The sequence below is a fragment of the Lysobacter sp. Root604 genome (assembly GCF_001427505.1).
Lineage (GTDB): Bacteria > Pseudomonadota > Gammaproteobacteria > Xanthomonadales > Xanthomonadaceae > Lysobacter.
In genome coordinates this window covers 1441440-1466782 of record NZ_LMGS01000009.1, presented here as the reverse complement: position 1 = coordinate 1466782, position 25343 = coordinate 1441440, and the positions used below count along the sequence as shown (strand labels likewise).

The 25343-nt window shown below is 69.5% G+C and carries 23 protein-coding genes and 1 pseudogene; 13 read left to right on the top strand and 11 right to left on the bottom strand.

Features of this window, described 5'->3' with window-relative positions:
- Positions 1 to 175: 175 nt before the first annotated feature.
- From thiS to ASD69_RS14760, 4 genes are all read left to right on the top strand, one after another.
- Positions 176 to 376 (top strand): sulfur carrier protein ThiS, encoded by a 201-nt coding sequence (gene thiS / locus ASD69_RS14775; RefSeq protein WP_055903698.1) that lies wholly within the window; start codon positions 176 to 178, stop codon positions 374 to 376.
- 694 nt (positions 377 to 1070) lie between these two features.
- Positions 1071 to 1865, top strand: a complete 795-nt coding sequence (locus ASD69_RS14770) for a thiazole synthase (protein ID WP_056179471.1) — start codon at positions 1071 to 1073, stop codon at positions 1863 to 1865.
- A 1-nt stretch (position 1866) separates the two neighbouring features.
- Complete coding sequence (trmB, locus tag ASD69_RS14765) at positions 1867 to 2607, top strand: tRNA (guanosine(46)-N7)-methyltransferase TrmB (RefSeq protein WP_056179467.1); 741 nt, start codon at positions 1867 to 1869, stop codon at positions 2605 to 2607.
- A gap of 130 nt (positions 2608 to 2737) precedes the next feature.
- Positions 2738 to 4585, top strand: coding sequence for an SLC13 family permease (locus ASD69_RS14760; RefSeq protein ID WP_056179464.1), 1848 nt, complete (start codon positions 2738 to 2740; stop codon positions 4583 to 4585).
- Positions 4586 to 4769: 184 nt separating this feature from the next.
- Here ASD69_RS14760 and ASD69_RS14755 read toward each other — a convergent pair whose 3' ends face one another.
- Positions 4770 to 5087 carry a Rieske (2Fe-2S) protein gene (locus tag ASD69_RS14755; protein ID WP_235567238.1) on the bottom strand — a complete coding sequence of 106 codons (318 nt, stop codon included), beginning with the start codon at positions 5085 to 5087 and terminating at the stop codon, positions 4770 to 4772.
- A 121-nt stretch (positions 5088 to 5208) separates the two neighbouring features.
- Between ASD69_RS14755 and ASD69_RS14750 the strand changes: the two genes are divergently transcribed.
- From ASD69_RS14750 to ASD69_RS14730, 5 genes and pseudogenes are all read left to right on the top strand, one after another.
- Positions 5209 to 5520, top strand: coding sequence for a hypothetical protein (locus ASD69_RS14750; RefSeq protein ID WP_056179457.1), 312 nt, complete (start codon positions 5209 to 5211; stop codon positions 5518 to 5520).
- Between the two features lie 8 nt (positions 5521 to 5528).
- Positions 5529 to 6242 (top strand): fumarylacetoacetate hydrolase family protein, encoded by a 714-nt coding sequence (locus ASD69_RS14745; RefSeq protein ID WP_056179454.1) that lies wholly within the window; start codon positions 5529 to 5531, stop codon positions 6240 to 6242.
- A gap of 45 nt (positions 6243 to 6287) precedes the next feature.
- On the top strand, positions 6288 to 6695 hold the full coding sequence (gene mscL, locus ASD69_RS14740; protein ID WP_056179452.1) for a large-conductance mechanosensitive channel protein MscL: 408 nt from the start codon (positions 6288 to 6290) through the stop codon (positions 6693 to 6695).
- 449 nt (positions 6696 to 7144) lie between these two features.
- Complete coding sequence (locus ASD69_RS14735; protein ID WP_157499222.1) at positions 7145 to 8545, top strand: M28 family peptidase; 1401 nt, start codon at positions 7145 to 7147, stop codon at positions 8543 to 8545.
- Between the two features lie 169 nt (positions 8546 to 8714).
- Positions 8715 to 9035, top strand: a pseudogene (locus tag ASD69_RS14730) (RebB family R body protein); the annotation flags it as partial.
- Positions 9036 to 9567: 532 nt separating this feature from the next.
- Here the strand turns inward: ASD69_RS14730 and ASD69_RS22755 are convergent.
- Positions 9568 to 10347, bottom strand: coding sequence for a TrmH family RNA methyltransferase (locus ASD69_RS22755; RefSeq protein WP_056179997.1), 780 nt, complete (start codon positions 10345 to 10347; stop codon positions 9568 to 9570).
- A 373-nt stretch (positions 10348 to 10720) separates the two neighbouring features.
- Positions 10721 to 11281 (bottom strand): GNAT family protein, encoded by a 561-nt coding sequence (locus ASD69_RS14720; protein WP_056179444.1) that lies wholly within the window; start codon positions 11279 to 11281, stop codon positions 10721 to 10723.
- 68 nt (positions 11282 to 11349) lie between these two features.
- On the opposite strand from ASD69_RS14720, the gene ASD69_RS14715 reads away from it, so the two are divergent.
- Positions 11350 to 11739, top strand: a complete 390-nt coding sequence (locus ASD69_RS14715) for an Imm10 family immunity protein (protein ID WP_056179441.1) — start codon at positions 11350 to 11352, stop codon at positions 11737 to 11739.
- A gap of 34 nt (positions 11740 to 11773) precedes the next feature.
- Here the strand turns inward: ASD69_RS14715 and ASD69_RS14710 are convergent, their stop codons facing one another.
- Complete coding sequence (locus ASD69_RS14710; RefSeq protein WP_056179438.1) at positions 11774 to 14899, bottom strand: efflux RND transporter permease subunit; 3126 nt, start codon at positions 14897 to 14899, stop codon at positions 11774 to 11776.
- A gap of 49 nt (positions 14900 to 14948) precedes the next feature.
- A complete protein-coding gene (locus ASD69_RS14705; protein ID WP_056179435.1) occupies positions 14949 to 16046 on the bottom strand; it encodes an efflux RND transporter periplasmic adaptor subunit in 1098 nt (365 codons plus the stop codon).
- Between the two features lie 284 nt (positions 16047 to 16330).
- Between ASD69_RS14705 and cysK the strand changes: the two genes are divergently transcribed.
- Entirely contained in the window at positions 16331 to 17287 is a 957-nt protein-coding gene (cysK, locus tag ASD69_RS14700; RefSeq protein WP_056179432.1) for a cysteine synthase A, read from the top strand.
- A gap of 10 nt (positions 17288 to 17297) precedes the next feature.
- A complete protein-coding gene (locus tag ASD69_RS14695) occupies positions 17298 to 17942 on the top strand; it encodes a DUF6498-containing protein (RefSeq protein WP_343123760.1) in 645 nt (214 codons plus the stop codon).
- A 363-nt stretch (positions 17943 to 18305) separates the two neighbouring features.
- Here the strand turns inward: ASD69_RS14695 and ASD69_RS14690 are convergent, their stop codons facing one another.
- The 3 genes from ASD69_RS14690 to pyk form a co-directional block, all read right to left on the bottom strand.
- Positions 18306 to 18830, bottom strand: coding sequence for a hypothetical protein (locus tag ASD69_RS14690; protein WP_056179426.1), 525 nt, complete (start codon positions 18828 to 18830; stop codon positions 18306 to 18308).
- 295 nt (positions 18831 to 19125) lie between these two features.
- Positions 19126 to 20136, bottom strand: coding sequence for a class I fructose-bisphosphate aldolase (locus ASD69_RS14685; protein WP_056179423.1), 1011 nt, complete (start codon positions 20134 to 20136; stop codon positions 19126 to 19128).
- A 172-nt stretch (positions 20137 to 20308) separates the two neighbouring features.
- On the bottom strand, positions 20309 to 21775 hold the full coding sequence (gene pyk, locus ASD69_RS14680; RefSeq protein ID WP_056179421.1) for a pyruvate kinase: 1467 nt from the start codon (positions 21773 to 21775) through the stop codon (positions 20309 to 20311).
- 71 nt (positions 21776 to 21846) lie between these two features.
- Here pyk and ASD69_RS14675 point away from each other — a divergent pair, with 71 nt between their 5' ends.
- Complete coding sequence (locus tag ASD69_RS14675) at positions 21847 to 22434, top strand: GNAT family N-acetyltransferase (protein WP_082576496.1); 588 nt, start codon at positions 21847 to 21849, stop codon at positions 22432 to 22434.
- A gap of 538 nt (positions 22435 to 22972) precedes the next feature.
- Here the strand turns inward: ASD69_RS14675 and ASD69_RS14670 are convergent.
- The 3 genes from ASD69_RS14670 to ASD69_RS14660 form a co-directional block, all read right to left on the bottom strand.
- On the bottom strand, positions 22973 to 23203 hold the full coding sequence (locus tag ASD69_RS14670; protein WP_056179417.1) for a DUF6289 family protein: 231 nt from the start codon (positions 23201 to 23203) through the stop codon (positions 22973 to 22975).
- Positions 23204 to 23426: 223 nt separating this feature from the next.
- Positions 23427 to 24077 (bottom strand): HAD hydrolase-like protein, encoded by a 651-nt coding sequence (locus ASD69_RS14665; protein ID WP_056179412.1) that lies wholly within the window; start codon positions 24075 to 24077, stop codon positions 23427 to 23429.
- A gap of 2 nt (positions 24078 to 24079) precedes the next feature.
- Entirely contained in the window at positions 24080 to 25255 is a 1176-nt protein-coding gene (locus ASD69_RS14660) for a phosphoglycerate kinase (RefSeq protein WP_056179409.1), read from the bottom strand.
- Between the last annotated feature and the right edge of the window lie 88 nt (positions 25256 to 25343).

The window sequence follows — 25343 nt, the reverse complement described above, 5'->3', positions numbered from 1 at the left end:
GAACTGGGCGTTTGCCGCGCTGCGACAGTACGCACGCGGATGGCTCGGCATCGAAGCATGCGGCGCTGCGACATACAAGGCGCAGTGCGTCAAAAACGCTCAGCGGGCGGCCAGCCTGGGCACAGCGACCGGCCGCCCCTGGCCGCGCGCCGGGCGGCGCGGGACAATAGCCGGCATGGACATCACTCTCAATGGCGAGCCGCGCGCTATCGCGGCCGCGACCACGGTCGCGCAACTGCTGCTGGACGAGGGCCTGGGCGAACGCCGGGTCGCAGTCGAGGTCAACGGCGAAATCGTCCCGCGCGGCGCGCACGCCGCGCATGCGCTGGGCGCAGGGGACAAAGTGGAAATCGTGCATGCGTTGGGGGGTGGGTGAGCCCAAACGAGCTTTGCGCGGCACTGCCGCGCAGTTTGGGCGAACGCCCGGCCAAGGATGGCCGGGCCGGACGATCCGAAGCCGAATAGTCGCGCCATGGATGGCAACGCGCATCACCCCGAAGCGACGCCGGCAACGACGCAACACCACCTCCTATCAGTCTCACGTCGCACCCGCAGCCCATCGCGGCTTACGCCGCTCCCACAGAAGGCCGCGGCAGCTCCAACGACGCCCTAACCTGATCCATACCGCAGCCGTAGTTGATGGTCGCGGCTTACGCCGCTCCCACAGAAGGCCGCCGCGCCTCTGCTGACGTCTGAATCGCGTTCGCACCGCTGCTGTAGGCGGCCGCGGCTTGCGCCGCTCCTACCCCGAGACGCGAGTTTCGCCTCGTCCTTGCAGTCCATCGCGGCTTACGCCGCTCCTTCAGAAGGCCGCGGCGCCTTCAGTGAAGTCTGAATCGCGTTCGCGCCGCAGCCGTAGTTGATGGTCGCGGCTTGCGCCGCTCCTACCTCTAGGCTCGAGCCTCGCCTTGCCTTGGAGGCCGTCGCAGCTTGCGCCGCTCCTGCCCCAAAGCCCCAAAGCCCCGGCGCCACGCGCGACCCCGCTCGAACCCCACTCAGGGCTGAAAAAGCCCTGACAAAGCCGCTTCGCGATCACCCTGCGCCCCGGTCGATCGTTCATAATTCCGCCTATGACGACCCCCACCGCTGCAGACACGCTGGTCATCGCCGGCAAGTCCTACCGTTCGCGCCTGCTCACCGGCACCGGCAAGTTCCTGGACTTGGATCAAACCCGCCTGGCCACCGAGGCCGCCGCTGCCGAGATCGTCACCGTCGCGATCCGCCGCACCAACATCGGCCAGAACCCGGGCGAGCCCAACCTGCTCGACGTGCTGCCGCCGGACCGCTACACCCTGCTGCCCAACACCGCCGGCTGCTACAACGTCGACGACGCGGTGCGCACCTGCCGCCTGGCGCGCGAGCTGTTGGACGGCCACAAACTGGTCAAGCTGGAGGTGCTGGGCGACCAGCGCACCCTGTTCCCGGACGTCGTCCAGACCCTGGCCGCGGCCGAGATCCTGGTCAGGGACGGCTTCGATGTGATGGTCTACACCTCCGACGATCCGATCCTGGCCAAGCGCCTGGAAGAGATCGGCTGCGTCGCGGTGATGCCGCTGGCCGCGCCGATCGGCTCCGGCCTGGGCGTGCAGAACAAGTACAACCTGCTGGAGATCGTCGAGAACGCCAAGGTGCCGATCATCGTCGATGCCGGCGTGGGCACCGCCTCCGACGCTGCGATCGCGATGGAGCTGGGCTGCGACGGCGTGTTGATGAATACCGCCATCGCCGGCGCGCGCGATCCGATCCTGATGGCGCATGCCATGAAGCTGGCGGTCGAGGCCGGTCGCGCCGCGTTCAAGGCCGGCCGCATCCCGCGCAAGCGCTACGCCAGCGCGTCCTCGCCGGTAGACGGGCTGATCGGCTGAGATGACCGACCCGTTCTCCAGCGACGGCGCCAAGACCCCGCCCAAGCCGTTCACGGTCGAGCAAGGCCGGCGCCAGGTGCGCAGCTTCGTGCTGCGCCAGGGCCGCTTCACCCCGGCCCAGCAGCGCGCCTTCGACGAGCTGTGGCCGCGCTTCGGCATCGACTACCAAGGCGCGCCGCGCGACTACAACGCGATCTTCGGGCGCTCCGCCAAACGCGTGCTCGAGATCGGCTTCGGCAACGGCGAGGCGCTGCGCTACGCCGCCCAGCACGATCGCGAACGCGATCTGATCGGGATCGAAGTGCACGCTCCCGGCGTCGGCCGCCTGCTCAATGCCTTGGCCGCCGACGGTAGCGATCACGTGCGCCTGTATCACCACGATGCGGTCGAGGTGCTGAACAACGAGATCGCCGACGGCTCGCTGGACGAGGTCCGGATCTACTTCCCGGACCCCTGGCACAAGAAGCGCCACAACAAGCGCCGCCTGGTCCAGCCCGAGTTCGCGCAGCTGCTGGTGCGCAAGCTGGCCAGCGACGGTCGCTTGCACCTCGCCACCGATTGGCAGGACTATGCCGAACAGATGTGGGACGTGCTGGATGCGACCCAGGGCCTGAGCAACCGCGCCGGCGCGCGCGGCGCCGTGCCCCGGCCGGATTGGCGCCCGCAAACGCATTTCGAGACCCGCGGCCAGAAGCTCGGCCACGGGGTCTGGGATCTGCTCTACGACAAGAGCCGGGATTAGAGATTCGGGATTAGGGATTCGGAGTGGACGTCATCGCGCATCCGCAACGCTTCGCTGAAGGCATGCTCCCGGAGCATCGCCGCATCCGCTATCGCCAATCCCCAATCCCGAATCCCGAATCCCGGCCCTGATGGACACCGCGCTGACGCTCACCACCGACATGAAGCTCGTTCTCGGGCTGGTGGGCTTCACGATGGCGATGTTCCTGTTCGAGCGCATCCGCGCCGACGTGGTCGCCCTGGTGGTGCTGGTGCTGCTGGGTCTGTCCGGGCTGGTCGAACCCGACGAACTGTTCAACGGTTTCTCCGGCAACGCGGTGATCAGCATCATCGCGACCATGATCCTGGGCGCCGGCCTGGACCGCACCGGTGCCTTGAACCGGCTGGCCGGCTGGCTGCTGCGGCGCGCGCACGGCGTCGAGCAGCGCTTGCTGTTGCTGACCACCGCGGTCGCCGGCCTCAACTCCTCGTTCATGCAGAACCCGTCGGTGATGGCGCTGTACATGCCGGTCGCCGCGCGCCTGTCCTCGCGCACCGGGCTGTCGCTGCCGCGCCTGCTGCTGCCGATCGCCGCCGCGATCGTGATGGGCGGCGCCCTGACCATGGTCGGCAACTCGCCGCTGATCCTGCTCAACGACTTGCTGCTCAACGCCAACAGCAACCTGCCCTCGGGCGCGGCCACGATCGAACCGCTGAAGATGTTCGCGCCGCTGCCGATCGGCCTGGCCCTGCTGGCCGCATCGCTGGCCTACTTCCATTTCTTCGGCGACAAACTGCTCAAGGACGACAGCGACAAGGGCGCGACCCCGGCACGCACCCAGAGTTACTTCGCCAAGGCCTACGGCATCGAAGGCGATGTCTACGAGCTCACCGTCACCGCCGACAGCCCGCTGGTGGGCATGTCGCTGGGCGAAGCCGAAGCGCTGCGCGGCGCGCCGCTGCTGCTGGCGCTCAAGAGCGACAACGAGTCGCGGCTGTCGCCGCCGGCCGATGCCCGCATCTGGGTCGGCAGCGTGCTCGGCGCGATGGGCTCCAAGCAGCACGTCAGCGACTTCGCACAGAACCATTTCCTGCGCCTGTCCTCGCGCCTGCGCACCTTCGGCGACCTATTCAATCCCAGCCGCGCCGGCATCTCCGAGGCGGTGATCCCGGCCACCTCGGCTTACATCGGCAAGACCGCCGGCGACCTGCACCTGCGCAAGCAGGCCGGCCTGAGCTTGCTGGCGGTCAATCGCGACAAGCAGGTGCTGCGCGAGAACGTGCGCAACGTCCCGCTGCGCGCCGGCGACATGCTGGTGCTGCACAGCATCTGGACCGACCTGGCCGACGTCGCCGCCAGCAAGGACCTGGTGGTGGTCACCGACTACCCCAAGGGCGAGCAGCGACCGCACAAGCTCAAGCTGGCGCTGACCATCTTCGCCGTGGCCATGCTGCTGGCGCTGTCCTCGCGCCTGCCGGTGTCGATCGCGCTGATGACCGGCGTGGCCGGCATGCTGATCGCGGGCGTGATCAACATCGACGAAGCCTACGCGGCGATCAACTGGAAGACCGTGTTCCTGATGGCCTGCCTGATACCGCTGGGCTGGGCCATGGACTCCAGCGGCGCGGCGGCCTGGATCGCCGGCCACACCATCGAGCGCCTGCCCACGGGCACGCCGGTGTGGCTGCTGGAGTTGCTGATCGGCCTGCTCACTACTTTGTTCTCGCTGGTGATCAGCCACGTCGGCGCGACCATCGTGGTCGTGCCGCTGGCGGTCAACCTGGCCCTGGCCGCGGGCGGCAACCCGACCGCGTTCGCCCTGATCGTGGCGCTGTCGGCCTCGAACAATTTCATGACCGCGTCCAATCCGGTGATCTCGATGATCACCGGCCCGGCCGGCTACACCGGCAAGGAGCTGTGGAAGATCGGCGCGCCGCTGTCGCTGATCTATACGCTGATCGCGGTGCTGATGGTGAATCTGCTGTTCTGGGGTAAGTGAGTCGGTGCGGCTGCGCTGCTTGGATGCAAGCAGGAGCAAAGCAGAAGCAAATCCCCCCTAGCCCCCCTTTTGCAAAGGGGGGAATAAACAGCCGCTGCTCGAACGCAGACTCAGTTCGCCGCGAATCAGTTCCCCCCTTTGCAAAAGGGGGGCTAGGGGGGATTTGCTCTCAACCCCGCAGCACCTACGCCAACCAAACCGCCCCATCGCGCACCACCACCGCGATCGCGCGCAGCGCTTCGCCGCGGCAGGGGCCGGCCACGCAGGTACCGCCGCCCAGTTCGAAGCTGGCGCCGTGCGCGGCGCATACCAGCAGGCCCTCTTTGCTCTTGAGGAACTGACCCGGCGCCCAGTCCAGGCGGCGGCCGGCGTGCGGGCAGATGTTGAGCCAGGCGCGCACCCCGGTTTCGTCGCGGTACAGCAGCAGCGATTCGGCGTCGCCGGCTATGCTGGCCTCGGCCTCGGCGAAGCCGCCAACGGCGATGCGCTCCAATGAAATCAAGGGCTGCGCCGCCGAACCGCCGGCTTCGGCATGGTTTAACGAAGTTCTCACACCCTCGTCCATCGCTGGTCCGATACTCATCCGTCCGGCCTTGTTGCCGCATTGTGTCACGACACAAGAAATGTTCGCCCACAGCTTCCGCTTCGACCATCACCAATTCCAGCAGCGCATGCGCAACGCCTTCGAGCCGCGCAAGCCGCGCCACCGGCTGCTGCGCTTCGCCGTGGGCGTGGTCGGCCTGGGATTGCTGGCATTGCTGGTGATGTTCAGCGTCGTCATCGGCACGGCCATGATCGTCGCCGGCATCGTCTACAAACTGTGGAAGCGCCGCGGCCAGCCGATGGCGGCGCGCGATCCGCGCATCGTCGAAGGCGAATACCGCGTCGTCGATGCCGCGCGCATCGAACGCGGCGATACCACCCGACCTCTGTAAGGCCCGCAATGACCGATGTGATCGCGGCACCGCCGCAGCCCCGTATTCCGGTCCGCGGCGGCGGACAGTTCCCGGTCCGTCGCATCTACTGCGTCGGTCGCAATTTCGCCGAGCATGCGCGCGAAATGGGCGCTGCCGTGCCCACCTCGGCCGCTGATCGCGGCCGTCCGGTGTTCTTCCTCAAGCCCGCCGACGCGATCGCGCTCGACGAGGCGGTGCCCTACCCGCGCGGCACCCAGGACCTGCACCACGAGGTCGAACTGGTGGTGGCGCTGGGCCGCGACGCGCCCGCCGGCGAGCTCGACCCGGCCGACGCCGGCGCGTTGGTGTTCGGTTACGCGGTCGGCCTGGACCTGACCCGTCGCGACCTGCAGACCGCGGCCAAGGCCAAGGGCCTGCCCTGGGACACCGGCAAGGCCTTCGATCGTTCCGCCCCGATCAGCCCGATCGTGCCGGTGGCCGAGGTCGGCGAGCTCGGCGCGCGCACGCTCAGCCTGGAGGTCAACGGCCAGTTGCGCCAGCGCGGCTCGCTGGACGATCTGGTCTGGAACGTGCCCGAGATCCTGCACGAGCTGTCGCGCCTGTACGCGCTGCGCGCGGGCGACCTGGTGTTCATGGGCACACCGGCCGGCGTGGCCGCGCTGCAACCCGGCGACCGCTACCACGCCGTGCTCGAAGGCGTGGCCGAACTGCACGGCCATATCGTCCCCGCGACGGTATAGTCGGGCCTTAGGCACCCCCGTGCCGTTCAATCCAGGGAGACCGCCATGGGCATGATCAGCGAGTTCAAGGAATTCATTTCGCGCGGCAACGTCGTCGACCTCGCGGTCGGCGTGGTGATCGGCGCCGCGTTCGGCAAGATCGTCACCGCGCTGGTCGACGGCATCGTGATGCCGGTGATCGGCTTCCTCAGCGGCGGCGTCAGCGTCAGCGACTGGAAGTACGTGCTCAAGCCTTCGCAGCTGGACGCGGCGGGCAAGGAAGTCGCGGCCGAGGTCGCGATCAAATACGGCCTGTTCCTGCAGACCGCGATCGATTTCCTGCTGATCGCGTTCGTGATCTTCCTGGTGCTGAAGGCCTACAACAAAGTACGCAAGCCGGCCGAAGCCGCCGCTCCGGCCACGCCCGAGGACGTGCTGCTGCTGCGCGAGATCCGCGATTCGCTGAAGAAGTAAGCGGTTCGCCGCGACGCCCGCAACGGCCGCCTAGTGCGGCCGTTGCGCTGCCTGGGCTCGCTCTGCTGCGGGGTAGGAGCGGCGTGAGCCGCGACCACCCATCCCATCGACGACGCAAGGTGGACAAAGCAGGCCTGCCGCAATCGAAAGCCGAGACGAGCCGCGGCTTTCGTCTACGCCGATTGCCGCGATCGCGGCTTACGCCGCTCCTACCCCGAAGCTGGCTTATGGGGTTGTGGCGCCATAGGACGGCAAGGAGCACTCCAGCCCCGAAACGACAACTTCGGCAAACGCAGGAGCCAGCCTCAAGCGCCGCGATAGTCAGCGACAAAAAACGCTCAAGTCCGGCGTGACTTGAGGCATGCAAGCTGCGCGTCGCGGGTTGCTAAGCTCGACGCTTCGTCTTTGCAGCCGGGGAGTTGGGAATGCGTGCACCGTTGTGGGCGGCCATGGCCGTCGTCTTGTCCGTCGCCTCGCTGGGCGGTCCCTCCTTCGCCGCCGAGCGCGAAACCCGCATCCCCGAATCCGCCCTGGCCAACGTCGCCCAGCTGCGCGAACGCGCGCTGGCCAGCGACCTGGGCTATCGCATCACCGAATCGCTGACCACCGAGGTCGGCCCGCGCCTGGCCGGCAGCGAAGCCGACGCGCGCGCGGTCGCCTGGGCCGAAGCCAAGTTCCGCGAGCTGGGCTTCGACAAGGTCTGGCTGGAACCGGTGACCTTCCCCAAGTGGCAGCGCCGCAACGAACGCGCCGAAGTGCTGGGCGCGCACCGTCAGCCGCTGACCCTGACCGCCTTGGGCGGCAGCCCGGGCGGCACGGTCGAGGCCGAGGTCGTGCGTTTCGCCGACCTGGCCGCGCTGGAAGCCGCGCCGGCCGGCTCGCTGGCCGGCAAGATCGCCTTCGTCGACTACCGCATGCAGCGCGCGCGCGACGGCGCCGGCTACGGCCCGGGCTCGCGCGTGCGCAGCCGGGCGCCCTCGGCGGCGATCCGCGCCGGCGCGGCGGCCATGCTGATGCGCTCGGCCGGCACCGACTCGCACCGCGCCCCGCACACCGGCATCACCCGCTTCGACGAAGGCCTGACCCCGATCCCCTCCGCCGCGCTGGCCGCCCCCGATGCCGACCAGCTCGCGCGCCTGGTCGCCAAGGGCCCGGTCAAGGTCCGCGTGGCCTTGGATTGCGGCTGGGACGGCACCGCCACCTCGCACAACGTGATCGGCGAGATCCGCGGCAGCAAGAAGCCCGATGAGGTCGTGATCATCGGCGGCCACCTGGACTCCTGGGACCTGGGCACCGGCGCGATCGACGACGGCGCCGGCGTCGGCCTGACCATGGCCGCCGCCAAGCTGATCGGCGAGATGAAGCAGCGCCCGGCGCGCAGCGTGCGCGTGATCGCCTACGCCAACGAAGAGCAGGGTCTGTACGGCGGTAAGGCTTATGCGGCCGCGCACGCCAACGCCGTCGCCAAGCACCAGATCGGCGCCGAGAGCGACTTCGGCGCGGGCCGCATCTACGCCTACTCCAGTTCGGCGCCCGCGCACGCGCAAGGCGCCGACAAGCAGATCGCCGAAGCGCTGGCGCCGCTGGGCATCGAGTACACGCCGGGCAAGGGCGGCCCCGGCCCCGACATCGGGCCGATCGCCGAGCGCGGCATGGCCTGGGCGCGCCTGGCCCAGGACGGCAGCGATTACTTCGACCTGCACCACACCCCCGACGACACCTTCGACAAGATCGATCCCAAGGCGCTGGCGCAGAACGTCGCCGCCTATGCGGTGTTCGCCTATCTGGCCGCCTCCGCCGACGGCGACTTCGGCAGCCAGCCCAAGGCGGCGCCGGTCCCGGAGGAGTAGGCAGGCAGCGCAGCCCCCACGCGTGGGCTACCTCGCGTGGGCGCCGGCACCGTCGACGCCCTCCGCCGATGCCGATCGTCGCAAGGTTTCACAGCCGGCCCCGCGCGTCGTTGCGCGGGCTTAGACTGGCCGCGCAAGGAATGCCCATCCACCGACCAGGAACGCCGCCATGTCCTTCCCGACCGCCGTCAACGATCAGATCACCGATGCCGTCACCCAGAGCAACGTCAAAGTCATCGGCGAAGCGCCGGCCTTGGCGATGGGCTCGATCTACCAGAGCATGGCCCATTCGACCGGGCTGTTGTTTCAGAACGCGGTAAGCGCGCAGCAGCAGCAGAACGTCCTGATGCAGGCCGCGGTCACCCAGGGCGTGATGCAAATCTACTCGGTGGACACGATGGCGGCGGCGGGAGCCGAGCAGTTGCAGTCGGCGACCCAGGAAAGCGCGGCCAACCTGCAGAACGCAGTCGCTGGCACCAGCGTGAATTCGCAGATCGTCGACGCGGTGAAGCTGAGCCTGCACAGCGTGCTCGACAGCGCCGGCGATTTTTCCTACGCGGTGCGCAGCGCGGCCGAGGCGATGCAGGCGGCGCTGGACGACATCGGCGAAACCGCGCATCACGAAGGCATGCGCACGCTGCAGCTGGCCGCGACCGCGTCCTGCCTGCGCGCGATGATCGCCGACCCGGACAAGGCCGACGCCTACGCGGGCGTGCTGGATACGATCCGGCGTCTGTGCTGAGCGGCGGCGGCTGTTTTAGCGCGGCAGCAGCAACAGCAAGAACAACAGCAAATCCCCCAACGCCCGCTGCGCGAGCGTTCGCCCCCTCCTCAAAGGGAGCTAGTGGGCGACCAGCGGGATCGAATTCGCCGGCAGGGGCTTATGGTTTCGAGAATGCCCGCAAGCCCCTTGGAAGCCCTCGTGCCCTCCTGCCCGCGTCAGCCAAATCGCTGGCAAGCATTCCCCCCTTTGAAAAAAGGGGGCTAGGGGGGATTTGCTTCTAACGCGCAGCGGCGCCCGCTCAAACGCGCTGTCGCGACGCCCAGGCCGCCAGAAACACCGCCGTCGCCGAAGCCACGTTGAGGCTTTCGACCGCGCCGCTGCCAGGAATGGACAGGCGCAGATCGCAGCTGGCCGCGAGCTCGCGGTCCATGCCCTCGCCTTCGGCGCCGATCACATAGACCACGCGCTCGGGCAAAGCAGTGGCGAACAGGTCGGAACCGCCGCGCACCAGGGTCGCGGCCAACGCGAAGCCGGCGCCGTGCAACTGCGCGATGGCGTTGTCGCCGCGGCCCAGGCGCACCATCGGCACCGCTTCGGCGCCGCCTTCGGCCACGCGCGCGGCCGCGCCGGACAAGGCCAGGGTCGAATGCTTGGGCAGCAGTACCGCGGATACGCCGAAGTGGGCGGCCGCGCGCAGGATCGCGCCCAGGTTGTGCGGATTGCCCACGCCGTCCAGCCACAGCGCGGCCTGCGGGCCGGCCGGCAGATCGCGCAGCCAGGTCGACAGCGACGCGCTTTCCTCGCGCAGCACGTCGGCGACCACGCCTTCGTGATGGCTGCTGGCCGCCAGCTTGTCCAGATCGGCGTCCTCGACCACGCGATAGCCGACGCGATGGGCCACGCACCAGGCCAGCAAGGGCTGCAGGGCCGGAATGCGCGCCTCGCTCAGATACAGCTTGCGGATCGCCTGCGGCCGGCGCGCGAAGGCCGCGCGCACCGCGTTGAGGCCATACAGACGCAGCTCGAGATCGCGCGCGCGGCGTGGCGCGGCCTCGCCCTGCAGTTGCGCTTCGTCCAGACGCTCGCCGACCTGGAAACCTTGCGCGGGTTCGCGCGGCGGGCGCGCGCGCTCGCCATAGGCCGGCGCGGGACGCTCGCCAGCGCGCGCAGGCTGCGGCGCGCGTTCGCGCCAGGGCGTGTCGCGCCCGCGCGGCGCATCGCCGCTGCGTTCGCGTTCGCCGTCGCGCGGCTTGTCCTCGCCACGACCGGCCCAAGGGCCGCCCGGGCGTGGCGGACGCTCGGTACTCGCACGCTCGGGGCCGCCGGCGCTTCCGCGTCCGGCGCCGGAACGCTCTTGTCCCGACCGTTCGCGGCCGGGCGCGCGCTCGTCGCTGCCGCCCTCGCGGCGCCAGGGATCGCCGCCGCCAGGCGGGCGCGGACCACGGGGAGGATCACGGCGCATCTTGCAGACTCCTTCTTACCTTGGCGAACACGCGCAGATCGTGCAGTTCGCCGTACTTGACCACGGCGCCGCGTTGCGCGCCCTCTTCGATGAAACCGTTCTTCAACAACACCTGCGCCGAAGCGGGGTTGCTGTCGAGCACGGTCGCGTACAAACGATGCAGCTCCAGCTCGCGCATGACCCAGGGCGCGAACGCGCCGACCACGCGCGTCATCAGGCCGCGGTTCCAGTGCGCGCGGCCCAGCCAGTAACCGAACTCGGCGCCGTGGCGGCGCTCGCCCTGGCCCGGACGCGCGCCGATGCCGCCGCAGGCCTGGCCGTCGACTTCGATCGCGTAGACCGGATCGGCGAAGTTGACCACCTCGCCGGCCAGGAAACGCTCGCCGTCGGCGCGCGTATACGGATGCGGGAAACGGTCGCTGACGCCGCGCGCGACCAGGGCGTCGTCGGCATGCGCGATCAGGCTGGCGAGGTCGTCGCCGCGCCACGGGCGCAGGACGTAGCCCTCGCCCGCCGGTGGCAGGCTGGCAACGGTGGCGGGTGGGTTCATGCAAGTAGCCTAAATGTGCGACCGTCGCGCTGCAAACGGCGCGCGCGGGCGCGGAAGAAAAGGCGGCGATGAAGACCTATCCGATCGAGGAAGTCCATTCCGGCGAAGACGACTGCCTGTGGGTCAGCCTGGGCTTCGTCTCCGAGAGCGATCCCTTGGACGTGCTCCATATCGTCTGCGCCTACGAGGTGGAGCCGCAGGACCGCGAACACGGCATGGACGCGATCTACCTGGAGCGCGACGACCAGAGCCGCGGCGGCTACGGCGGCGCCCAGCGCATCCTCGTCGACGAACGCGCGGTCGAGGTCCGACTGAACGAGGCCGGGCGCGCGTTGCTCGAATTCGAGGACAGTCTGTGTCTGCTCTGGCCCGCCGAGTTGGCGGGCAAGGCCGAAGCGCTGCGGATCCTGGGGCGCATGCGCGAGTGCGAAAGCGGTCGCGCGATCGAACTGGCCTGAGCGCGGGAGCGGCGCCTACCGCCCCCGCGCCGACTCAGGCGTGGCCGCCGGCCTGCGGCGTCTCGCGCTCCAGCTTCTCCAACTCGTGCGCCACCGCTTCCGGCGACTTGGTGTACTTGGCCAGCAGCACGTAGAACGCCGGCACGATGAACAGCGACAGCAGGGTCGAGAACGACACGCCGAAGATCACCACTATGCCGATGGTCGCGCGGCTGGCCGAGCCCGGGCCGCCGGCCAGCACCAGCGGAATCGCGCCGACCACGGTGGCGATCGAGGTCATCAGGATCGGGCGCAGGCGCACCGCCGAGGACTCGACGATGGCCTCGTGGATGGCGCGGCCTTCGTCGCGCAGCTGATTGGCGAACTCGACGATCAGGATGCCGTTCTTGGCCGCCAGGCCGACCAGCATGACGATGCCGATCTGACTGAACAGGTTGAGCGTGCCGCCGGTCAGGGCCAGGCCGATCAGCGCGCCGAGCACGCCCAGCGGCACCGTCAGCATGATCACGAACGGGTGGATGAAGCTTTCGAACTGCGCCGCCAACACCAGGTACACCACCAGCAGGGCCAGGGCGAAGGTCAGCAGTACCGCGCCGCCGGCGGCCTGGTATTCGCGCGACTCGCCCTTCCAATCGATCTGCGCCTGGTCCGGCAGCTCCTCGTGCACGGCCTGGTTGAGCCAGGTGATCGCGTCGCCCATACGGTAGCCCGGCGACAGGCCGGCGCTGATGGTGATCGAGCGCAGGCGGTTGAAGCGGTTGAGGCTGCCGGGCTCGGCCAGCTCCTGCAGGGTCACCAGGTTGGACAGCGGCACCAGCGCGCCGTCGCGCGCGCGCACCTGGATCGCGGCCAGATCGGCCGGCGAGGCGCGCAGGGCCTTGTCCGACTGCACCACCACGTCGTATTCCTCGCCGTTCTGGACGAAGGTGGTGACGCGGCGCGAGCCCATCATGGTTTCCAGGGCGTGGCCGATGTCGGTCACGCTCACGCCCAGGTCGGCGGCGCGCTGGCGATCGATCTCGACCCGCATCTGCGGCCGGGTTTCCTTGTAGTCGGAGTCGGCGGAGAAGAAACCGGGGTTCTTCTCGATGCGCGCGAGCAGCTTGTCGCGCCACTGCGCGAGCTCGGCGTACTCGGGGCCGCCCAGCACGATCTGGATCGGCTGGCCGCGCGTGCGCACCAGGCCGCCGCTGACCTGCGGCAGCGCGCGCACGCCGGTGAGCTGGCCGAGTTCGGCGCGCAGGCCGTCGGCGACATCGGCGGTGCTGACGTCGCGCTTGTCCCAGTCCTGCAGGAACACCGCGATGCGGCCGGTGTGCATTTCCTCGCTGGCGCCGAAACCGCCGGGCACGCGCGGGTTGTAGCGCTGGATGGTCTTGTCCGGGCCGACGTGCGCGGCGACGATCTTCTCGACCTGCTGGACCTGCTTGACGGTGTAGTCGAAGCCGGCGCCTTCCGGGCCGATGATGGAGATCTGGAACGAACCGCGGTCTTCCGGCGGCGCGAGCTCGGAGGGCACGTAGCGGAACAGGCCGTAGCTGAGCCCGATCGCGACCAGCATCAGGATGCCGAACAACCAGGGCCGCTCGACGCTGCGGTCGAGCCAGCGCCGGTAGCGGCGGCTCACTCCGTCCAGGCGCGCGTTGACCCAGCGATTGATCGGGTTGGATTTTTCCTCGCTGTGCGGACGCACCAGCTTGGACGACATCATCGGCGTCAGGGTTAGCGCCACGAACGCCGAGATCGCGACCGCGCCGGCCAGGGCCACCGACAACTCGCGGAACAGGCGACCGGTATTGCCCTCCATGAAGCCCACCGGCAGGAACACCGCCACCAGCACCGCGGTGGTCGCGATCACCGCGAACGCGACCTGCTTGGTGCCGCGCGCGGCGGCGACCAGTTTGGGTTCGCCCAGGTCGGCGCGGCGCTGGATGTTCTCCAGCACCACGATGGCGTCGTCGACCACCAGGCCGATACACAAGACCAGGGCGAGCAGGGTCAGCAGGTTGATCGAGAAGCCGAACAGGTACAGCGGAATGAAGGCGGCGATCAGGCACACCGGCACCGTCACCGCCGGAATCAGGGCGGCGCGGAAACTGCCCAGGAACAGCCAGATCACGATCAGCACCAGCACGATCGCCTCGGCCAGGGTGTGATACACGCGCTCCACCGCCGACTCGATGAACACCGTGGTGTCGAAGGCGACGAAGATGTCGGTGCCCTGCGGCAGCGAGGGCCGGATGGTGTCGGCGGCCTTGCGCACCGCCAGGGCCACATCGAGGCTGTTGGCGGTGGAGGTCTTGACGATGCCCAGGCCGATGTTGGGCTCGCCGTTGCTGCGGTAGTAGGCGCGGCGCTCGGCCGAATCCAGCTGGATCTTGGCGACGTCGCCCAGGCGCACCACATAGCCGTCGGCGCCCTTGCGCAGCGGAATCTGGGCGAAGTCCTCGGGCTTCTGGTAGCTGCGCGCCACGCGCAGGGTGAAGTCGCGGGTTTGCGATTCGATGCGTCCGGCCGGCAGCTCGACGTTCTCGGCGCGCAGCGCGGCCTCGACCTCGTTGACGGTGATGTCGCGCGCGGCCAGGGCGTCGCGGTCCAGCCAGATCCGCATCGCGTAGCGCTGCTGGCCGCCGATGCGGACCTGGGCCACGCCGTCCACCGACGACAGGCGATCGACCACGTAGCGCTCCGCGTAGTCGGACAGCTGCAGCGTGTCCATCTGCTTGGAGCTCATGTTGAGCCAGATGATGGGGTCGGCGTCGCTTTCGACCTTCTCGATCTGCGGCGGGTCGGCCTCCTCGGGCAGGCGGTTGGTGACCCGGCTGACCGCATCGCGCACGTCGTTGGCGGCGGCTTCGATCTCGCGCTGCAGAGTGAACTCGATGCTGATCGAGGCGCGTCCGTTGACGCTGCGCGACTCGATGGTTTCGATGCCTTCGATGCCGGCCAGCGCATCCTCCAGCACCTGGGTGATGCGGGTTTCGACCACCGCCGCCGAGGCGCCCGGATAGGTCACGTCGACCGAGACGATGGGCGGATCGATCGCCGGCAGTTCGCGCAGGGTCAGGCGCGAGAACGCCATCACGCCCAGGGTGATCAGCAGCAGGCTCATCACGGTGGCGAACACCGGACGGCGGATCGAGAGATCGGAGATGTTCATCGTCGCTCAGCCCCGCGACGCGCTGAAGCGGCAAGCCATGCGCGGGCGCTCAACCATTGCCGGCGCCCTTCGCGGCGGCGGCCGGCTTGGCGCCGCCCTCGACCACCTTGCTGCCCACGCGCAGCTTGCCGGTGCCGTCCACCACAACGCGCTCGCCGGCCTTGAGGCCTTCGACGATCTCGGCCAGACCTTCGCGGCGCGTGCCGATCTTGACGTCGGCGCGCTCGACCGCGCCGTCGGGCTTGACCCGATACACGAAGGAATCGTTGCCGACCTGGACCACCGCGATTTCCGGAATCAGCAGGGCCTGGCGCTGCGGACGCTCCAGGGTGATCTGGACCAGCATGCCCGGACGCAGCACGCGGTCGTCGTTGGCGAAGTCGCCGCGCACGGTGATCGCGCGCGTGGTCGGATCGACGCGCGCGTCGACGGTGCTGACCTGGCCTTCGAAGGCGCGGCCCGGATAGGCGGCGCTGGTGCCGCTGAGGTGCTGGCCCGGCGCGATGTCGGCCAACAGGGTTTCCGGCACCGGGAAATCGACGTAGACGCGCGCGGTGTCGTCCAGGGTCGCGATCGGCGTGCCCGGCGTGACCAGCGAACCAGGACTGACCTGGCGGATGCCGAGCACGCCGCCGAACGGCGCGCGGATCACCCGGTTGTCGAGATCGGCGGCCATCTGCGCCACGCGCGCGCGCGCCGCGTCGCGGGTGGCGCGCTGGGTATCCAGGGCCGAGCGCGCGATCAACTGCTGCCCCGCCAGTTCGGTCTGACGCTGGTACAGGCTGTCGGCTTCCTTGGCGGTGGCCTGGGCCTGTTCCAACGCGGCCTGCTGCGCCTGGCCGGTCAGGGTGATCAGCGGCGCGCCCGCGGCGACCACGTCGCCGCTGTCGAAATGCACGCGCTGCACGGTCTCGCTGACCTTGGCGGTCACGGTCACCGATTCGCGCGCCTTGACGTTGCCCAGCGCTTGCACGGTGTCGTTCCAGGGCCGCATCGCGGCGGCCTGGATGGTCACCGGCACCGGCCGGTCGCCGCCGCCACCGGGTTGGCGTTCCTCGCCCTTGCTGCAGGCCGCCAAGGCCAGTACGACAACGAGCGTGCAGCCGACGCGGGAGCAAGCTGCACGGAATCCGGGGGCAAGGCGCATGCGGTTCTCTGAACGGGGAACACGGGAGGGAGGCTGGACGCAGGGCCGCAACAGGCGCGTGTAGGCCCAGCCGGGCGATTCTAGCGGCCCTGCGTTAACGTTCGCGTGGGCCATTGGTTGACGCCTGGCGGGCCCCGACATGCCCGTGTGGCCGGATGAAGCCGCTCGGCGCGTGTAAGGTTTGCCGAATGTGGCGGATCGCCCGCAACCGCGCCTCGGGCCGGCGCTAGCCCGCCCCGCCCGCCTGCACTCCTACTCCCGCCCCCGCTCAGGAGCCGTACGCCATGATCCACGACAGCATTCTCGACACGATAGGCCGCACGCCGATCGTGCGCCTGCACCGCATCGCGCCCTCGCACGTGACCTTGTACGCCAAGGTCGAATCCTTCAATCCCGGCGGCTCGGTCAAGGACCGCCTGGCGATCGCGATCATCCTCGACGCCGAAGCGCGCGGCCTGCTCAAGCCCGGCGACACCGTGGTCGAAGCGACCTCGGGCAACACCGGCGTGGCCTTGGCGATGGTGTGCGCGGCGCGCGGCTACAAGTTCGTGGCGACGATGGCGGAAACCTTCTCGATCGAGCGTCGCAAGCTGATGCGCGCGTACGGGGCCAAGGTGATCCTGACCCCGGCCGCCGAGCGCGGCAGCGGCATGGTCCGGCGCGCCGAAGAACTGGCCAAGCAGCACGGCTGGTTCTTCGCCCGCCAATTCCAGAACCCGGCCAATCCGGCCTATCACCGCCAGACCACCGCGGCCGAAATCCTGCAGGACTTCGCCGGCCGCCGGCTCGATCACTTCGTCACCGGCTGGGGCACCGGCGGCACCCTGACCGGCGTCGGCGAGATGCTGAAACTGGCGCGGCCGGAAGTGCGCGTGACGGTGTCCGAACCGGCCGGCGCGTCGCTGCTCAGCGGCAAGGAATGGCAACCGCACAAGATCCAGGGCTGGACCCCGGACTTCATCCCCGAGGTGCTCAACCCGCAGGCCGCCGACGCGATCCTGCCGGTCGACGACCTGCTCGCGCGCGACACCGCGCGCCGGCTCGCGGCCGAGGAGGGCGTGTTCGTCGGCATTTCCGCCGGCGCCACCGTGGCCGCCGCGCTCGAGCTCGCGCAAGGCGCGGCGCCGGGCTCGGTGATCCTGGCCATGCTGCCCGACACCGGCGAGCGCTACCTCAGCACCCTCCTGTTCGAAGGCGTCAACGAAGGCTCCGACGACGAATGGCTGGCCAGCCTGTCCTGAGTCCCGCGCGCTGAGCCGCGCACGCATGCAGCCTTCGGCGCGCAACCTGCTGCTGTCCAACGCCGCAACCCTGGTCGCGGCCTGGGTGCTGCACTGGAACGTGGGTTGGCTGTTGTGGGCGTACTGGATACAGAGCGTGATCGTGGGCTACTACGCCCGCGAGCGCATGCTGAACCTGCGCGAGTTCAGCACCGAGGGCTTCACCTCCGGCGGCCAGCGGGTGCCGGAGAACGAGGCCGGCAAGCGCTCGACCGCGCGCTTCTTCGTCTTCCACTACGGCTTCTTCCACCTGGGCTATCTGGTGTTCCTGTTCGCCCAGCACCGCGTATCCGGCATGTTCGACTGGCTGGTGCTGGTGGCCTGCGGCGTCTCGTTCGCGCTGTCGCAGCGCAAGACCTACGAGGTCCAGCACGCGGCCGATCTGCGCGGACGGCCCAACCTGGGCGCGCTGATGTTCACGCCGTATCTGCGCGTACTGCCGATGCACCTGACCATCCTGTTCGGCGCCGGCGGCCACGGCACGTTCGCGCTGCTGGTGTTCTGCGCCCTCAAGACCGCCTCGGATCTGGGCCTGGACGCGATCGACCGGCGCATGGCCGAACGCGCCGCGCTCCGGCGGCCGGCGACGCGCGGCGACGCCGCACGCGAGGAGTAGGCGTTCGACTTCGTAGGATGCGGTGAGCGCCGCGACCCGCATCGCGCGCTCGATCGGAGCGCCGCACGGTGCGGTTCGCTGCGCTCACCACACCCTACGGGGTGGTCGAAGTCGAGGCGCTGCGGCATCCAGCGCGACGCCAGCGCCGGCGCTCGTGTAGGAGCGGCGTGAGTCGCGATCCCCAGTCGCGGCGTTGCGCGGATCCGGTGGAGTCCAATCGCGGCTCACCCCGCTCCTACAGGAAGCAAAGCCGCGACACCGGCCGTAGGATGCGGTGAGCGCAGCGAACCGCATCACCGCGATGCCGCGACAGCGACGCGGTTCGCTGCGCCCCTTACGGTCGAGTCCGAGCTTCGCGGGCGTCTACAGCCAGCCCGCTTCCCACAGATAGCCGACCGTCGCGATCGCGACGGCCAGCAGCGCGTACACCACCAGCTTGCGGTCGCTTTCGTCGTGCTGCACGGTCGGCGTGCGCACGGAGATCACGCTGGGGCGCGCGCTGGCGGCATTGTGCGCCACCGTTGCGGTCTTGGTGTGCGCGTGCAGATGCGCGTCGACGCGCTCTTTGGCCGTGCGCAGGTCCAGGCCGGATTGGTGCAGGACCTTGATCGCTTCGATGGTCTTGCCCTGCGACAAGGCCAGCAAGGCGGCCGCGGGAAGGCCGCCCTGCGCCGTCGGCGCGGCCTTGGGCTTGGACGTGGCGTGGGACGAGGTGCCGCCGCTGGGCAAGGGTCGGCTGTCGCGCCAGGCCTCGACCGCTTCCTTGGCCAGGCGCAGCTCGATCCGGCCATTGGCGTCGCGCACCAGCTTGATCGCGGCGATCAGATCGCCACGCGCGACCGCCGCGGCGGCCTCCGGGGAAATCGCGACCTTCTTGGAATCCGCCATGCCGCGCTGCCTCCCGCATCGACTGGCGTCAGTCTACTCGGCTTTGGCGGGAGACCCGATTAGCCCGATAGCGCTAGGCGGGGCCGTCATACGCGCGCCGCCGCATGACGGCCGAGGTTCACCGGCCCCTGCCCTGCCGGCTCTGGCGAGCTGGGCGGGGACGCGCAAGGGCGTTGCGCGCGCGCTTCATCGGTCGCCGCGCGCGCCCTCCTCCCGCTTGCGGGAGTAGGGAAACGGAACGGAAAACGAAAACGCCGGCACGAGGCCGGCGTTTTCGCTGCAGCGGGCGGCGGGATTACGCGGCCGACTGCCACTGGCCCAGCGCGGCCAGGCCGTTGTCGCGCGCACGCGCGAACACGGTCTGCTGCGCCGAGGCGACGTTGTTGACCAGGTCCTGCGACCACAGCTTGAGCGCGGCCGACTGCATGGCGCGGCCGTAGGAGAACGACAGCGGCCAAGGATTCGGGCCCATGCGGTTCATCGCGTCCAGGTGCGCGGTGGCGGCTTCGTCGGACTGGCCGCCGGACAGGAACACGATGCCCGGCAGGGTCGCCGGCACGGTCGACTTCAGGCACTGCAGGGTGGCGGCGGCGACTTCCTCGACGCTAGCCTGCTCGTCGCAGGTCGAACCCGGCAGCACCATCGAGGCCTTCAGGATCGTGCCTTCCAGCATCACGCTCTGCTCGTACAGCGCGCCGAACAGCGAGCGCAGCACGACCTCGGTGACTTCGAAGCAGGTGTCGATGTCGTGGCTGCCGTCCATGATCACTTCCGGCTCGACCATCGGCACCAGGCCCTGCTCCTGGCAGAGCGCGGCGTAGCGCGCCAGGGCGTGGCTGTTGGCTTCGATGCAGGTGCCGGACGGGATGTCGTCGCCGATGTTGATGACCGCGCGCCACTTGGCGAAACGCGCGCCGAGCTTGTAGTACTCCTCCAGGCGCGCGCGCAGGCCGTCCAGGCCCTCGGTGACCACTTCGCCCGGGAAACCGGCCAGCGGCTGCGGGCCCTTGTCGACCTTGATGCCCGGGATGATGCCGTTGTCGGCCATCAGCTTGGTGAACGGCACGCCGGCCTTGGTCGACTGACGGATGGTTTCGTCGTACAGGATCGCGCCGGAGATGTAGTCGCCCAGCTTGGGCGTGCTCAGCAGCAGCTCGCGGTAGGCGCGGCGCTGCTCTTCGCTGTTCTCGATGCCGACGCCGGCGAAGCGCTTGGCGATGGTGGCGTTGGACTCATCGATGGCGATGATGCCCTTGCCCGCGGCGACCATGGCCTGGGCGGTTTCGGCAAGCTGTTCGATGCTCATGGACGTCCTGGGGAGCGGTGGGAAGCCCGCAATTATAGCGGCTGGCGACGACAGCCGCCCCCGCACGCCGTTCAGACCCGCCAGTCCGTTGCGGGGCCTGGCGGTAACCGTTTTCAAGTCGAGCCGCGCGGCACCGCAAAGGTGTGCCGCGGGCCGGGACGCCCGGCCAGGCTCAGAGCTCGCCCAGACCCTCGGCGCAGCCGCCGGCGCCGACCTGGAGCAGGCGCAGGGTGTTGGTGGCGCCGTGCTGTTCCATGGTGTCGCCGCTGGTGAAGATCACGCGCTCGTCGATCGCCAGCTTGCCGCTGTCGAACAGCTGCTTGACCGCGCTGCGCGCGGCATCGCGCGAGGCCAGGCCGCGGCTGTCGAAATCGATCGGATAGACGTCGCGCATCAGGGCCATGCGCCGGCGCGCGCCGTCGTGGCGCGAGAAGGCGTAGATCGGCGAGTTGGAGCGGAAGCGCGACAGGAAGCGCGCGGTGCCGCCGGACTCGGTCATGGCCACGATCGCGCGCACGCCGATGTGCTCGGACAGGAACATCGCCGCCATCGCGATCGCCTGGTCGGCGCGCTCGAGGTTGCGCGGCGCGGCTTCGAAATCGGTGTCGTGGTCGAACTGGCGCTCGGCGCCCAGGCAGATGCGCGCCATCGCCTCCACCGCCTTGATCGGATAGCGGCCGGCCGCGGATTCCTGCGACAGCATCACCGCGTCGGTGCCATCGATCACCGCGTTGGCCACGTCCAGCACTTCGGCGCGGGTCGGGATCGGGCTGTCGACCATGGACTGCAGCATCTGGGTGGCGGTGATGACCACGCGGTTGCGCGCCAACGACTCGCGAATGATCTTCTTCTGCAGGCCGGGCAGCTCGGCGTCGCCGATCTCCACGCCCAGGTCGCCGCGCGCGACCATGACCACGTCGCTGGCTTCGACTATTTCGGCCAGGTTCTCGATCGCCTCAGCGCGCTCGATCTTGGACACCAGCGCGGCGTCGCTGCCGGCGGCGCGCGCGATCCGGCGGGCCTCGTTCATGTCCTCGGCGTTGCGACAGAACGAGACCGCGATGAAGTCGGCGCCGAGCTCGGCCGCGACCGCGATCAGCTCCTTGTCGCGCTCGGTCAGCGCGCCCAGCGACAGGCCGCCGCCCTGCTTGTTCAGGCCCTTGCGGTCCGACAGCGCGCCGTCGTTGAGCACGGTGGTGACGATGCGCTGGCCTTCGACCGCGCCCACGCGCAACTGCAGCAGGCCGTCGTCGAGCAGCAGCACGTCGCCGGGTTTGACGTCGTTGGGCAGGCCCAGGTAGCTCACCCCGACCTCGCGCAGGCTGCCGGGCGGCGCGTCGGTGCTGGCGACCAGGTCGAAGCGGTCGCCGGCCTTAAGCAAGACCTTGCCGTCGGCGAAACGCTCGATGCGGATCTTCGGGCCCGGCAGATCGGCCAGGATGCCGACCTCCACCCCGACCCGCTGCGCGGCTTCGCGCACCGCGGTCGCGCGCGCGATCTGCGAGGACGGATCGCCGTGCGAGAAATTGAGTCGGACCACGTCGACGCCCGCGGTCAGCAGGGCGTCGAGCACGCCCGGCGGATCGGTGGCCGGGCCCAGGGTGGCGAGGATCTTGGTGCGACGAGGATTGGCGAGCATGGCAGACTGCGGTTCCGTGACTGCGGGCCACGCTAGCACAGCTGCCGCGTCCTTCCATCGGTTCCGCACGCATGTCCGCTCCGATCCGAGACGAATCCGCCGAACGCGACGACCTGCCCCTGCTGCGCGGCGAGCGCCTGCGCCTGCGCGGCTTCCGCAGCGACGACCTGGGCGATTTCTACGCCCTGCACGCCGATCCGGCGGTGATGCGCTATTGGAGCTTCCCGGCCTGGACCCAGCGCAGCCAGGCCGAGGACTATCTGGCGCGCGCGATCGCCGCGCGCTCGAACGACAGCATGCTGTGCTGGGCGATCGCGCTGCGCGACAGCGACCGCCTGATCGGCGCGGCGACCCTGTTCGACATCCATCGCGAACAGGGCCGGGCCGAGATCGGTTATGCGCTGCGGTCGGCGCATTGGGGCCGGGGTTACGCGCAGGAGGCCCTGCAGCTGGTGATGGAGCATGCCTACGACCGCCTGGGGCTGCGCCGCCTCGAGGCCGACATCGACCCGCGCAACCAAGCCTCGTGCCGGCTGGTGGAGCGCCTGGGATTCCGCCGCGAGGGCGTGCTGCTGGAGCGCTGGCAGGTCGCCGGCGAATGCCAGGATTCGGCGATCTACGGCCTGCTCGCGCGCGAGTGGCAGGCCCGCGGCGATTAAGCGGGCGCCGTAGGGTGCGGTGAGCCGCCAGGCGAACCGCATCGTCGCGAAGCTACGGTGCGCAGCGCCTGGGCCGGGGAGATGCGTAACGATGCGGTTCGCTACGCTCACCACATCCTACGAGGCGAAGTCGCACGCACGACGCCGCCGTAGGATGCGGTGAGCCGCCAGGCGAACCGCATCGTCGCGCGTCTGCGGGACGCGGCACCTGGGCCGGGGGACATGCGTAACGATGCGGTTCGCTACGCTCACCGCATCCTACGAGGCGCCGGCACGAGGCGCCGGTGTGGCGTGCGGGTGCGAGCAGCGATGGCGCGCCGCGAAACCGCAGGATGCGGTGAGTCCTGCCACGAAGCGCGGCGTCGTCGTAGGCCGGCACCCAGCGCGCGCGCCGACCGTGCTCGATGACCGGGATTCGCTGGACTCACCGCATCCTACGTGGGAGAGGAAGCGACGCGGCATGCGGCCTTCGCGCTCACGGTGGCGCGAACGTCGCGCGATGCCGCGCGCGGCTGCGGGATCGACGCCAGCGTCGGCGTCAGTCGCAGATCCAGGTATTGCGGGTGTAGTGGGCGGTGCGCAGGCCCCAGGACACGTACTGGCCGCCGCAGTTGGCGGTGGCGCCGCCGACCTCGTTGCCGGCGTCGTCGAAATAGATCACCGAATAGCCTTCGCCGGCGCGCCCGGCGACGGCGACGCCGGCCATGAGCAAGCCGAGCAAGGCGACGGCGATCGAGGTATTCCGGAACACACTGCCCTTGCGACGCATGGTGCGGACTCCGTGTCTGCGCGATCGGACGACCGCAGCCGGACGCTACCCCCGGCGCGCGTCGCAAACCTTGACCCGCTTCACAGCAGGGCACGTGAATGGCACAAATTGCGTGCATCGGCACATCCGCAGCCGCGCGCGCCGACGCGCGGTGCGGTCGGCGGGTCCGGAATGCTGCGCCACGGAATGCGCTGGCGCAGCTCGCGGTCGCTTAGGCCTGGGCTCAGGCCGCGAGCAGCGCCGGCAACTGCTGCGGCGTCGCCGCCAGCAGGTGCGCGCCGGCCTGGCGCAGTTCGTGCTCGCCGCCGAAGCCCCAGAGCACGCCGATGTTGCGCATGCCGTGGTGGCGCGCGCCCTCGATATCCATGCGCCGGTCGCCGATCATCCAGCAGTCCTGCGGCGTCAGCGCGAAGCGCCGCAGCGCCTCGGCGATCAGCTCGGGCTTGTCGCTGAGGCTGCCGTCCATGGTCGAACCGATCACGTCGTCGAAGCGGTGCCCGAACGGCAGGTGCTCGATGATCTTGCGCGCGTGCGGCTCGTTCTTGGCGGTCACGATCGCCAGGCGATGGCCGGCCGCGTGCAACGATTCCACGGTCTGTTCGATGCCGGCGTAGACCTCATGCTCGGCCCAGCCGTGGCTCTCGAAGCGCTCGCGGTAGTGCTCGACCGCGCGTTCGACCTGGGCCGGCTCGGCGAACAACGGCCCGAAGCTGGTGCGCAGCGAGGGGCCGATCCAGCGCCGCAGTTCCGACTCGGGCGGCACCGGCTGGTCCATCCGGGTCAGCGCATGGGCGACGCAGCGGGTGATGCCGACCGCCGAGTCGATCAGGGTGCCGTCGAGGTCGAAGAACAGCGTCGGCGTGGCCGCGGCCACGCTCAGGCGCCCGCCTGCTTGAGCGCGGCGACCGCCGGCAGTTCCTTGCCTTCGAGGAACTCGAGGAAGGCGCCGCCGCCGGTGGAGATGTAGCTGACGTCGTCGGCGATGCCGTACTTGTCGACCGCAGCCAGGGTGTCGCCGCCGCCGGCGATCGAGAACGCCTTGGACGCGGCGATCGCGCGCGCCAGGGCCTGCGTGCCGTGGCCGAAGGCGTCGAACTCGAACACGCCGACCGGGCCGTTCCAGACCACGGTGCCGGCGTTCTTGATCAGCTCGGCGTAACGCGCGGCGGTGTCCGGGCCGATGTCGAGGATCATGTCGTCATCGCCCACCGCGTCCACCGCCTTGACCGTGGCCGGCGCGTCGGCGGCGAAGGCCGGCGCCACCACCACGTCGGTGGGCACCGGGATATCGGCGCCGCGCGCCTTGGCGTCGGCCATGATCTGGGTGGCGGTGCCGATCAGGTCGGTTTCGACCAGCGACTTGCCGACCTTGTGGCCGAGCGCGGCGATGAAGGTGTTGGCGATGCCGCCGCCGACGATCAGCTGATCGACCTTGCCGACCAGCGAGGACAGCAGCTCCAGCTTGGTCGAGACCTTGGAGCCGGCGACGATCGCCAGCAGCGGACGCGCCGGGTTGTCCAAGGCCTTGGCCAGCGCATCGAGCTCGGCCATCAGCAGCGGGCCGCCGGCGGCGAGCTTGGCCTGGCGGATCACGCCGTGGGTCGAGGCCTGGGCGCGGTGGGCGGTGCCGAAGGCGTCCATCACGAACACATCGCACAGCGCGGCGTACTGCTTGGACAGGGCTTCGTCGTCCTTGCCCTCGCCCACGTTCATGCGGCAGTTCTCCAGCAGCACCAACTGGCCGGGGTGCACGTCCACACCGTCGACCCAGTTCTTGATCAGCGGCACCTCGATGCCCAGCAGCTGCGACAGGCGCGCGGCCACCGGCGCCAGCGAATCGGCCTCGCTCCACACACCTTCCTTGGGCCGGCCCAGGTGCGAGGTCATCATCACCGCCGCGCCTTTTTCCAGCGCCAGCCTCAGGGTCGGCAGCGCCGCCAGGATGCGTTGTTCGGAGGTGATGCGGCCGGCGTCGATCGGCACGTTGAGATCTTCTCGGATCAGCACGCGCTTGCCGGCGAGATCGAGATCGGTCATGCGGACGATAGACACGTAAGGCCTCCTGGGCACGGACATAAGGGGAAGGCGGCGCGCGCAGGGTCGGCTGCCGTAGCCCGATAGTGTAAAGGCCGGGATTTGG

Excerpts from the sequence above, each read along its gene's own strand:
- thiS (WP_055903698.1), top strand. The coding sequence starts at position 176 with ATGGACATCACTCTCAATGGCGAGCCGCGCGCTATCGCGGCCGCGACC.
- ASD69_RS14770 (WP_056179471.1), top strand. The coding sequence starts at position 1,071 with ATGACGACCCCCACCGCTGCAGACACGCTGGTCATCGCCGGCAAGTCC.
- trmB (WP_056179467.1), top strand. The coding sequence starts at position 1,867 with ATGACCGACCCGTTCTCCAGCGACGGCGCCAAGACCCCGCCCAAGCCG.
- ASD69_RS14760 (WP_056179464.1), top strand. The coding sequence starts at position 2,738 with ATGGACACCGCGCTGACGCTCACCACCGACATGAAGCTCGTTCTCGGG.
- ASD69_RS14750 (WP_056179457.1), top strand. The coding sequence starts at position 5,209 with ATGTTCGCCCACAGCTTCCGCTTCGACCATCACCAATTCCAGCAGCGC.
- ASD69_RS14745 (WP_056179454.1), top strand. The coding sequence starts at position 5,529 with ATGACCGATGTGATCGCGGCACCGCCGCAGCCCCGTATTCCGGTCCGC.
- mscL (WP_056179452.1), top strand. The coding sequence starts at position 6,288 with ATGGGCATGATCAGCGAGTTCAAGGAATTCATTTCGCGCGGCAACGTC.
- ASD69_RS14735 (WP_157499222.1), top strand. The coding sequence starts at position 7,145 with ATGGCCGTCGTCTTGTCCGTCGCCTCGCTGGGCGGTCCCTCCTTCGCC.
- ASD69_RS14720 (WP_056179444.1), bottom strand. The coding sequence starts at position 11,281 with ATGAACCCACCCGCCACCGTTGCCAGCCTGCCACCGGCGGGCGAGGGC.
- ASD69_RS14715 (WP_056179441.1), top strand. The coding sequence starts at position 11,350 with ATGAAGACCTATCCGATCGAGGAAGTCCATTCCGGCGAAGACGACTGC.
- ASD69_RS14710 (WP_056179438.1), bottom strand. The coding sequence starts at position 14,899 with ATGAACATCTCCGATCTCTCGATCCGCCGTCCGGTGTTCGCCACCGTG.
- ASD69_RS14705 (WP_056179435.1), bottom strand. The coding sequence starts at position 16,046 with ATGCGCCTTGCCCCCGGATTCCGTGCAGCTTGCTCCCGCGTCGGCTGC.
- cysK (WP_056179432.1), top strand. The coding sequence starts at position 16,331 with ATGATCCACGACAGCATTCTCGACACGATAGGCCGCACGCCGATCGTG.
- ASD69_RS14690 (WP_056179426.1), bottom strand. The coding sequence starts at position 18,830 with ATGGCGGATTCCAAGAAGGTCGCGATTTCCCCGGAGGCCGCCGCGGCG.
- ASD69_RS14685 (WP_056179423.1), bottom strand. The coding sequence starts at position 20,136 with ATGAGCATCGAACAGCTTGCCGAAACCGCCCAGGCCATGGTCGCCGCG.
- pyk (WP_056179421.1), bottom strand. The coding sequence starts at position 21,775 with ATGCTCGCCAATCCTCGTCGCACCAAGATCCTCGCCACCCTGGGCCCG.
- ASD69_RS14675 (WP_082576496.1), top strand. The coding sequence starts at position 21,847 with ATGTCCGCTCCGATCCGAGACGAATCCGCCGAACGCGACGACCTGCCC.
- ASD69_RS14670 (WP_056179417.1), bottom strand. The coding sequence starts at position 23,203 with ATGCGTCGCAAGGGCAGTGTGTTCCGGAATACCTCGATCGCCGTCGCC.